9 protein-coding genes are annotated in these 7,922 nt (G+C 59.5%); 3 read left to right on the top strand and 6 right to left on the bottom strand.

The window, feature by feature from the left end; genetic code table 11:
* Nucleotides 1–463, bottom strand: a 463-nt coding sequence (locus BM002_RS18850) for an MFS transporter (RefSeq protein WP_139212428.1), incomplete at its 3' end; no start/stop codon positions are given.
* A gap of 130 nt (nt 464–593) precedes the next feature.
* Here BM002_RS18850 and BM002_RS18845 point away from each other — a divergent pair.
* A complete protein-coding gene (locus BM002_RS18845) occupies nt 594–1,226 on the top strand; it encodes a TetR/AcrR family transcriptional regulator (RefSeq protein WP_092785214.1) in 633 nt (210 codons plus the stop codon).
* A gap of 188 nt (nt 1,227–1,414) precedes the next feature.
* Here BM002_RS18845 and BM002_RS18840 read toward each other — a convergent pair whose 3' ends face one another.
* From BM002_RS18840 to BM002_RS18825, 5 genes are all read right to left on the bottom strand, one after another.
* The gene (locus tag BM002_RS18840) at nt 1,415–2,284 is read right to left on the bottom strand and encodes an SDR family oxidoreductase (RefSeq protein WP_092785211.1); all 870 of its coding nucleotides are present in this window, start codon (nt 2,282–2,284) and stop codon (nt 1,415–1,417) included.
* 48 nt (nt 2,285–2,332) lie between these two features.
* A complete protein-coding gene (locus BM002_RS18835) occupies nt 2,333–3,247 on the bottom strand; it encodes an alpha/beta fold hydrolase (RefSeq protein WP_175484975.1) in 915 nt (304 codons plus the stop codon).
* A gap of 10 nt (nt 3,248–3,257) precedes the next feature.
* Entirely contained in the window at nt 3,258–4,181 is a 924-nt protein-coding gene (locus BM002_RS19400) for a hypothetical protein (protein ID WP_175484974.1), read from the bottom strand.
* A 48-nt stretch (nt 4,182–4,229) separates the two neighbouring features.
* Complete coding sequence (locus BM002_RS18830; protein ID WP_092785205.1) at nt 4,230–4,805, bottom strand: TetR/AcrR family transcriptional regulator; 576 nt, start codon at nt 4,803–4,805, stop codon at nt 4,230–4,232.
* Nucleotides 4,806–5,173: 368 nt separating this feature from the next.
* The gene (locus BM002_RS18825; protein WP_245749330.1) at nt 5,174–6,490 is read right to left on the bottom strand and encodes an MFS transporter; all 1,317 of its coding nucleotides are present in this window, start codon (nt 6,488–6,490) and stop codon (nt 5,174–5,176) included.
* 139 nt (nt 6,491–6,629) lie between these two features.
* Here BM002_RS18825 and BM002_RS18820 point away from each other — a divergent pair, with 139 nt between their 5' ends.
* Nucleotides 6,630–7,109, top strand: a complete 480-nt coding sequence (locus BM002_RS18820; RefSeq protein ID WP_092785201.1) for a GNAT family N-acetyltransferase — start codon at nt 6,630–6,632, stop codon at nt 7,107–7,109.
* Between the two features lie 451 nt (nt 7,110–7,560).
* Nucleotides 7,561–7,922, top strand: a 362-nt coding sequence (locus tag BM002_RS18815; protein WP_139212427.1) for a LysE family translocator, incomplete at its 3' end; no start/stop codon positions are given.

Genomic DNA, 7,922 nt, shown 5'->3' with positions numbered 1-7,922 from the left:
CACCGAGAGCCAACAGGGCGCTGCCAGCGAGAGGGGCCAGCATGGGGGAGACGGAAATCACCAGCATGACCATCGCCATCAGGCGCGTGGCTTGTGGTCCGGTATACTGGTCCCTTATCACGGCGCGTGGCAGCACCATCAGCACGGCCCCGCCAAGACCCTGCAGCACGCGGAAAGCGATCAGCCAGCTGATTGTCGGGGCGAGCGCGCACCCGATGGAAGCGACAGCGAAGATACCAAGGCCGGTATAGAGCGGCACCTTGCGCCCGACCTGATCGGACCAGGGCCCGTAGAAAAGCTGCGCAAGGCCGAAGGCGGCAAAGTAGGCGGCCAGCGTCAGTTGCGTCACCGCTTCATCAGCGCCCAGGTTCTCGGCAATCGCGGGCATCGCCGGAAGATACATGTCGATCGCGAAGGGTCCGACGGCCGACAACAGGCCGAGGATCAGGGCGAGGCGCAGCATGGGGCTTGCGCGCGGCAGGTCCGGTCCGGTGGTCATCGGTTTTCCGTCCAGGAAGTCCCTCATGAGTCGCATCAATGTAAACACTCGTTTTCTTTACAGCGCCGCCGCGCACATGTAAACAGTTGTACACATGCAGACGGTACAGCCAAAAGAGATGAGGTCGCCGGGCCAGGTGAAGGACCGCGCCGCCACCGAGGCGCGGATCCTCGAAGCTGCCCGCAAGGTGTTTGCCGATCGCGGCTATGACGCCGCCGGGCTGCGCGAGATCGCCGAGACGGCACAGGCCAATCTGTCGCTCATCAGCCGGTATTTCGGCGGCAAGGAAGGGCTACTTGCCGCACTCACCGACCAGTTCGTCGCGTCACGGCGGGAAGGGGGGCTCTCCTACCCGCCACAAGACACGCTGCAGCATGAAATCTATCGTTACCTGCACGCGAAGCTGCAAGACGACCTGAAGGACGAAGAGATTGTCCGTCTTATCATCAGCCGATCCGCCATTGACGCGGAATTCCGCAAGAAGGGGGCCAAGAATCTGGACGGGAAGGCGGACCGGAATTTCCGCGACCGGGTGGCGCTGCTGCAAGATCGTGGCGCTGTTGCCCCTGATGTCGATATCGACATGCTGTTCGCGGCTGTCCAGCACGTGTCCTTTTCGGTCAACTTCTTCGGCGCGATGATCGGTGGGCGACCGGATACCGAGATCGACGCGCTGTTTCATGGGTTTTCGAGAGCTTTGGCGGATGGTTTGCCGGTCGCGGAGTAAGGTCCTGCATTTCGAAGTCCTGCGCCTTTTCAGGTTGCGTGGGCAATCGCGCCAAACATCATTCCGTGATGCTGGTCACGAGGTTTGTAATGAGCCAGAAACGACGCCTATAGCGCAAATCATAGGTAGACCGCTGCGGGATGCTGAAAGGCGAGCGCTCCAAAAGGCTCACCCATGCTGCCCGCTGGTTAATCTGTCGCGGTCTCGTCAAGAAACCTCTCCATCACCAGCCGACGCAGTTTGTTGCCATCCGGATCAAGACCGGTCTTCAAACCGGCGAATTCTTCGGCCCAGTCAGACGTCCGGATGCGCACGGGGGTTTTTTTGGTTGTGATAACCTGCATGACGACCTGAGCCACATCATCCGCGGTTTGGAAGGCTCCATCGTCCCGACGAGTCTGCGCGCCCGCGACATATTTCTGCAAGATCGGCAAATATTCGTCGTCCAGCAGGCCGCCGGACGCTTCCATATTAGCGCGGACGGAATTCGCGAATTCTGAAGCGATGCCGCCGGGCTCGACAGCAGTGAACCTGATCCCGAATGCTGGCGTGATGTAGCTCGCCATCGACTCGGTCAGCCCCTCGACGGCAAACTTCGCCCCGCAATAGATCTCGTTGAAGGGTTGTCCGACCAACCCGCCCACCGAAGTAATATTGACGATATGACCTGCGCGGGCCTGTCGCATATGCGGTATTACCGCCTTGATACACCGGACGACGCCCATGTAATTGATATCCAGGATCGACTGGATTTCGGTCTCGTCGGCCTGTTCGAGACTGCGAACATATCCCACCCCTGCATTGTTGATAAGAACGTCGACGCGGCCGTGTCGGGTTATTACTGCCTCGACCGCCAGCAAGACGGAAGCCGAGTCCCGAACATCGAGTTGGAGCAAGTCGAGCGAGACACCAGCATTTCGCGCAGCCTCATCGAGCGTGCCACGCTTTTCGATGTTGCGCATCGTGGCATAGACGGTGTGGCCCGCCTGCGCAGCCTGCACCGCGATGGCAAGGCCAAGACCGGTAGAGGTTCCGGTGATGAGGATGACCTTTTTCATTTGACTGACCTCTTAGTTGGATGCGGCCGCCCGGTTGGCCGCACAAACCTACTCTGCGCGCAGAAAATCCCTTATCGCCTTCGCCACGCGGTCCGGGGCTTCCAGTTGAGGCGAATGGCCTGCTTCGGGCAACAGAACCAGCTCTGCACTGGGTATGCGCTCGGCATACGCATTGGCGACCGCCATCGGGACCACCACATCCTCTTCACCCCAGAGCACCAGAGTTGGAACCTGAATTGCCGCGATCTGATCGAGGAGGTCGTATTGCGGGCCCTCGCGAACAGCGGCGGCGAGACCGTTGATGAAATCCACCCGCGCATTCGTGGTGGCGATGAGATGGCGTTTGATAGGGCCGGGCACCGAGGGCGGGTTGTACATCACGCGCGCCATCAGGGCGTCGAACTGCTCTTCGGTTTCGATCGTGTCGCCGAAGCCGCCGTAGACGACCGTGTCGTCCACAACGAGCCCGGCTGCATTCACCAAAATGAGACGATCCACCATCTCGGGGTATTCCAGAGTGAACGCCGCCGAGACATGACCGCCCATCGAATTCCCGGCAAGGAAGAAGTGATCGAGGTCCAGTACCCGGGAAAAGCCGCGCACGAAGTCGCGCTGACCGACGATGCTGTAATCGAGGCCGGGGTCGGGCGCGTTGTCGCCGTGACCGCGCAGATCGGGCAGGATGACGTGATAGCTATCTGTCAGCGCTCCGGCCGTGCCGACAAAAGAGTGCCGGTCATCGGCCATACCGTGCAGCATGACAAGAATCGGCCCCTGACCGCCTTCGAAATAGTGGACTTCGTAGCCGTTCACATCGACGGTCTTGCTTTCGAGCCCTGCCGCACGGGCAGCCTGCCACTGGGTCAACGACACGACCGTGGCGGGCGCAAGGAACAACAAGCCAAGGGCCGCGGCGACGATAAGCGCAACAATGCTGCCGAGCCAGATCAGGACGCGTTTCATTTGAGCCTCATCACTCGCCTCGGGGGCGGAAAGGTTCCAGCACCTCGACATCGACGGCCTTGATCCGCGCGAAGCGCTCGGTCGGATCGTTGACCACCGCCCAGCTGTGCCGGGTCCTGGCGACCATGACGCTGTCATCCGGAAGAATGCCCGACCAGTCGAAGTCGACCGTCATCGCGTAGGTGTTATCGCCGGTTTCTTCGACCGAGAAGTTGCTGATGACATGCGTGCTCGCCGCGATCTGCGATCCGGGCCCGGCCAGCCAGTCCGCAAATCCATTGAAGTCGGTGATCGCCCCGCTGGAGAAGTTCAGGCTGAAGGCGTCGACCAGAATCTCGCGAACGGGTTCGGGATCACGGGCCGGGTCCTCGATCAGGGCCAACCAGTAATGGACCAGACTTAGAACCCGGTTCTCTGCATAGGCATCCCTGAATTCTCCCGAGACCGGCTCGCCGTTCTGTGTGATCACGACGCTGGAGAGGAGCGGCAGGACGCCCTCACCCGGCACAAGTTCTACCGCATACGTCAGGTCCGCCTGCCTCGCCGCACCATCCGGCAACATGCCGAGGTTCTGGTAGACGATCTGCGCAGTCAGCGTCATCGCTCCGTCCTCGCTGTGAACGATCTCGGTAGAGCCGACATGGTGAGCGTTGTTCCAGGTCGCGGGAAGTTGCGTCACGCGCGCGGCATATTCCTCGTGCCCGTTCGCAGTTCCCAAACCGGAAGTGACCGTCACGTCCGGGGTGAGGATATCGAGCGCATTCGCGATCCCGCCTTCGGGGCGCTCGTAGACTTGATACCAGCGATGGTATTGCGCCATCGCGGCATGGTTCCGGTAGCCTTGCCGAATTTCATCAGGTGTCATCTCGGCCGCTCCTTCGGTTGTCGTGAGGGCGATCGCCGCTGCGGTGAGAGCCGTCAGTAATCGGGACATGCAGAACCTCGATCTATCTAAAATGAATACTTGCTCATTTTAGATAGATCACGTGGCGATGGCTTTCCAGCACAAATCAAAGGTTTCTTCCGCGCGGGCCAGGTCCGGCGTGTTTCCGCTGCGTGCCGCTGCACGGCCAAGGTGAAGCGCGGGAGCGGCGAGCAAGATGCGGATGACGCGCAGGTCGCCCGGACGGACGCTGCCATCCTCGATCGCCCTTTCGACGTAGCGCATTCCCTCGTTAAGCATCGCATCGATCTGGCCCCGCTCGTCCTCGGTCAGAAGGGCCGAATTCATCAAGACTTCGGAGTAAAGGAAGGCGTCGGGGTTTTCGTGGGCGTATTGTAGGATCCGAAACCACATTGCCCGGATAATCGCCTTCGATCCGGACTGGCTTGCGGCCGCCGCCATTACCTGTTGGTGGAGGTCAGTCTTCACCGCCATTTGCACCGACCGGAGCAGGTTCTCCTTGTTCCCATAGTATCGATAGATCGTGCCGACGGCGAGACCGGCGCGCCTCGCGATCGCGTTCACCGAAGCGGCCGAAGACCCGCATTCGACAACCTCAGCGATCGTCGCACGGCGGATGTCCCCCAGCTTGTCCCCTGTCTTTCGCTTGACCATCTATTTCTGCTCTTGGACGAGATTGTGGATAAGGTCCTAGCGCAACGTTCAGCGTGGCACCATCACGGACCGATGCTGTTTTGGAACGAAAGCGGTATCCGGAAGGAATTGGTAATGAGCAGTTCCGTCCAAAGGTCGGACAAAAACACATTGCCAGAACCGTTGCGCCGAAAACGGTGGATTCTGTCCGCGTTTCTCCACCTAGCAGGATCAGCGACTTCGTCAGGGCGGAGACTTCCGGTAAAAGCAGCACCGTCCTGGACGGCATCTGATCCGCTCCAGCCGCGCGGAACCCCTGGGTTGTGCAACAGAGGATACTGAGTGGCGAGAGTTGAAGGGGCGTCCGAGAACGGCTGTAACGTTTTGTCCTAGCGACCCGTCTGCCTCGCTAGCAGGATCGCCAATGCTGCCGCTGCGCCGAGACCGACCGTTCCAGCGATCCATGCCGCGCCAACGCCTTCTGTATCGCCGATCCAGCCGAGGACTAGAAGACCCGCCATCGCGCCTAACTGCTTGAGCAGTGATTGAACTGACAAGATCGTAGACCGGCGGCCATCCGGCACACGAGAATGGAGTATGGTCGCGGCAGGTGACTCTGAAAGTCCTAGTACCACTGAGAAGAGAAGGAAGGTTCCGACGAAGCCCGCTAGCGACCCCTGCAAAGCCAGTACGATCTGGCAAAGTATGAGCGCTCCAAGAACCACCGCGAGCGTCACCGCGTGACGACGCCTAAAAAGGCGGCTGACCTTACCGGCAAGGCTTGCCCCAAAGGCAATTGCAAGGAAATACCCTGCCGTCACCAGCCCGACCAATGCGGCGGCACGTTCGGGATCGAGCAATGCCTGTACTACGGTGGGCCAGAGCACCTCAACTGGATTGGTAGCGAAAAGCATGAGCGCAAGAATTGTTAGCAGCAGCAGCAGCGATCGGTCCGAAGCAGCAAGCTGCGCGCCGTCACGGATGGTGGCTGGGACGGCGCGCACCTCCCGCAGGATGATCGCAGTGCTAAGGGGGCGGGCCGGTTCCCGGACGAGAAGAACAGTATAGGCGATCACAGCCACTGTCAGCACGAGCCCTGCTGCATATGACACGTCGTAGACGGTGTGGCCGACTAATGGCGTCGTAGGGTCGTTGCCCGCTACGAAACCGGGCAGGAGGCCCCCCACAATCGCCCCCACTCCCAAGCCTGCGAAGTTTGCGGTTTGCGCCCTCGCCAGGAGGGGCTGGAGTTCCGTCCCGGGCGCATGCTCGCGCAGTCCCTCCACGTACCAGGCGTCCAGCGTCCCTGACCGCAAGGCGCGCCCTATGCCAACCAATGCAAAAGATAAGGACAGCGGCCAGAAAGTATCCGATAGGATAAAGACGAAAGAGGCTGCCAGGCTTGCCACTGTGGCGAGAAGGAAGACTGGTCTCCGTCCAATGCCATCGGCCAGGCCGCCGAAGGGGAGCTCGGTCGTCAGAACTATCGCGGCATAGACTGCGAAGAGCGTCCCGATCTCGCCTACTCCTAAGCCTCGTCCTTGCAGAGCGAGCGCCGTCACGGCCACGATGATCCCCATCGCAAAGCGATCCAGGAATTGGTGTCCTTGGAAAATATGCACGTGCCGCCGCGCGGAATCCGGAAGCTCTGCGAATGGGATATCGACGTCAGTAACCATGTAGAGCAGCATCGGCTGGTAGGGCATGGTTTACAACTCTTGATGCACCGCCGCTCGCTATGTCACCTGTGCACAAACGTCAGGATGCGCAACGACTCTTTGTGAGATAAATTGCACAAGCCGAAGGCAATCGACCTGCCGATCTCAAATACTCTATCATAGTTGAATGCCCATCTATCGCTTCCGCCCCGCAAACTTCGAGGACATTGATCAACTCAATGCCTGGCTGCGACAGCCGCATGTGGTCGAATGGTGGGACTCTGACACTCTCTACACTACTGACAAGCTCAGGCGTGCCCACGTCGAAATGCGGATCGTGGAAACAGACGGATCACCCTTCGCGCTTATTCAAGACTATGACGTCCATGCGCAGGAAGGACATCACTTCGCTAGTCTGCCGCCGCGTTCGCGAGGGTTGGATCAGTTTATCGGCGAGCCGACTATGCTCGGTCGCGGTCATGGTTCAACATTCATCGCGCAGCGCATGGAAGACTTGTTTGCCGCTGGAGTTCCGGTGATCGCGGTCGATCCACATCCCGATAACGCGAGGGCCATCGCTGCGTACCGCAAAATTGGTTTCAGGGTCATAGGCCGTCCGCGCGAGACTCAATGGGGAACGATCTTGCCGATGGAAGCGCGTCGATAAGATATCTTGGCGGCGAAAACGGTCGTTTGTGCCGCCCTGTCCTGCCCCACTTGAGATCAGACACATAACCCGGTCAAAAACCCCCGGCAAAATAGAAGGGGTTTTGTCACGTTTTTGCGCCTGCCGGTCGCAAAGGGCGGCGAGGTCCGCAGTGCGGGACAAACCCGACCTTGAGTCTTTTCACTTCGCTGACGCAGCAAGTTCTCGCATCTGCGGCACGCTCATCGTTGCGGCGCGGCGCAAGTCGTCATTCCGGTCATTCATAGGTGTCGCTTTCGCCTGAACCGATACTGCACTTTCGCTGCCACCTGCTCAAACCAGCGAGAAGCGGGACGAAGTGAGCTTTCGCTGCGCCAGCGCCAATGTCTGCTTTCGCAATACCGAAATGATTTGCCAGAACAGATTGTCTAGAACATAGTGTGAACAAAGCAGCGCCGCGAAAGGTCGAACCATGCAAGACATATCTTTATATCTCCCGGGCATTCTTCTTGCCTACTCGGCATTTCTTCTCGCCATCGCTAGCCCCGGGCCGAACATCCTTGCCGTCATTGGTACTTCGATGAGCGTTAATCGCGCGTCGGGCATGGCGCTGGCCATCGGAGTCGCTACTGGCTCATTCACCTGGGCGCTGCTCACAGTCTTTGGCCTTTCGGCGATTCTGGCGACATATGCCTCGGCGTTGCTAGTGATCAAAATTTTCGGCGGACTTTATCTGCTCTGGCTAGCCTACAAGTCCTTCAAGTCCGCAGCGTCCAAGCACGATATCGAAGCGAAGGAGCTGGCAGGGGGACGTCGCACGCCGTTCGGCTATTT

It is taken from the genome of Jannaschia pohangensis (assembly GCF_900113875.1).
Lineage (GTDB): Bacteria > Pseudomonadota > Alphaproteobacteria > Rhodobacterales > Rhodobacteraceae > Jannaschia > Jannaschia pohangensis.
Note: the sequence above shows the minus strand (reverse complement) of the source record. Positions and strands in the feature narration are given on the sequence as shown.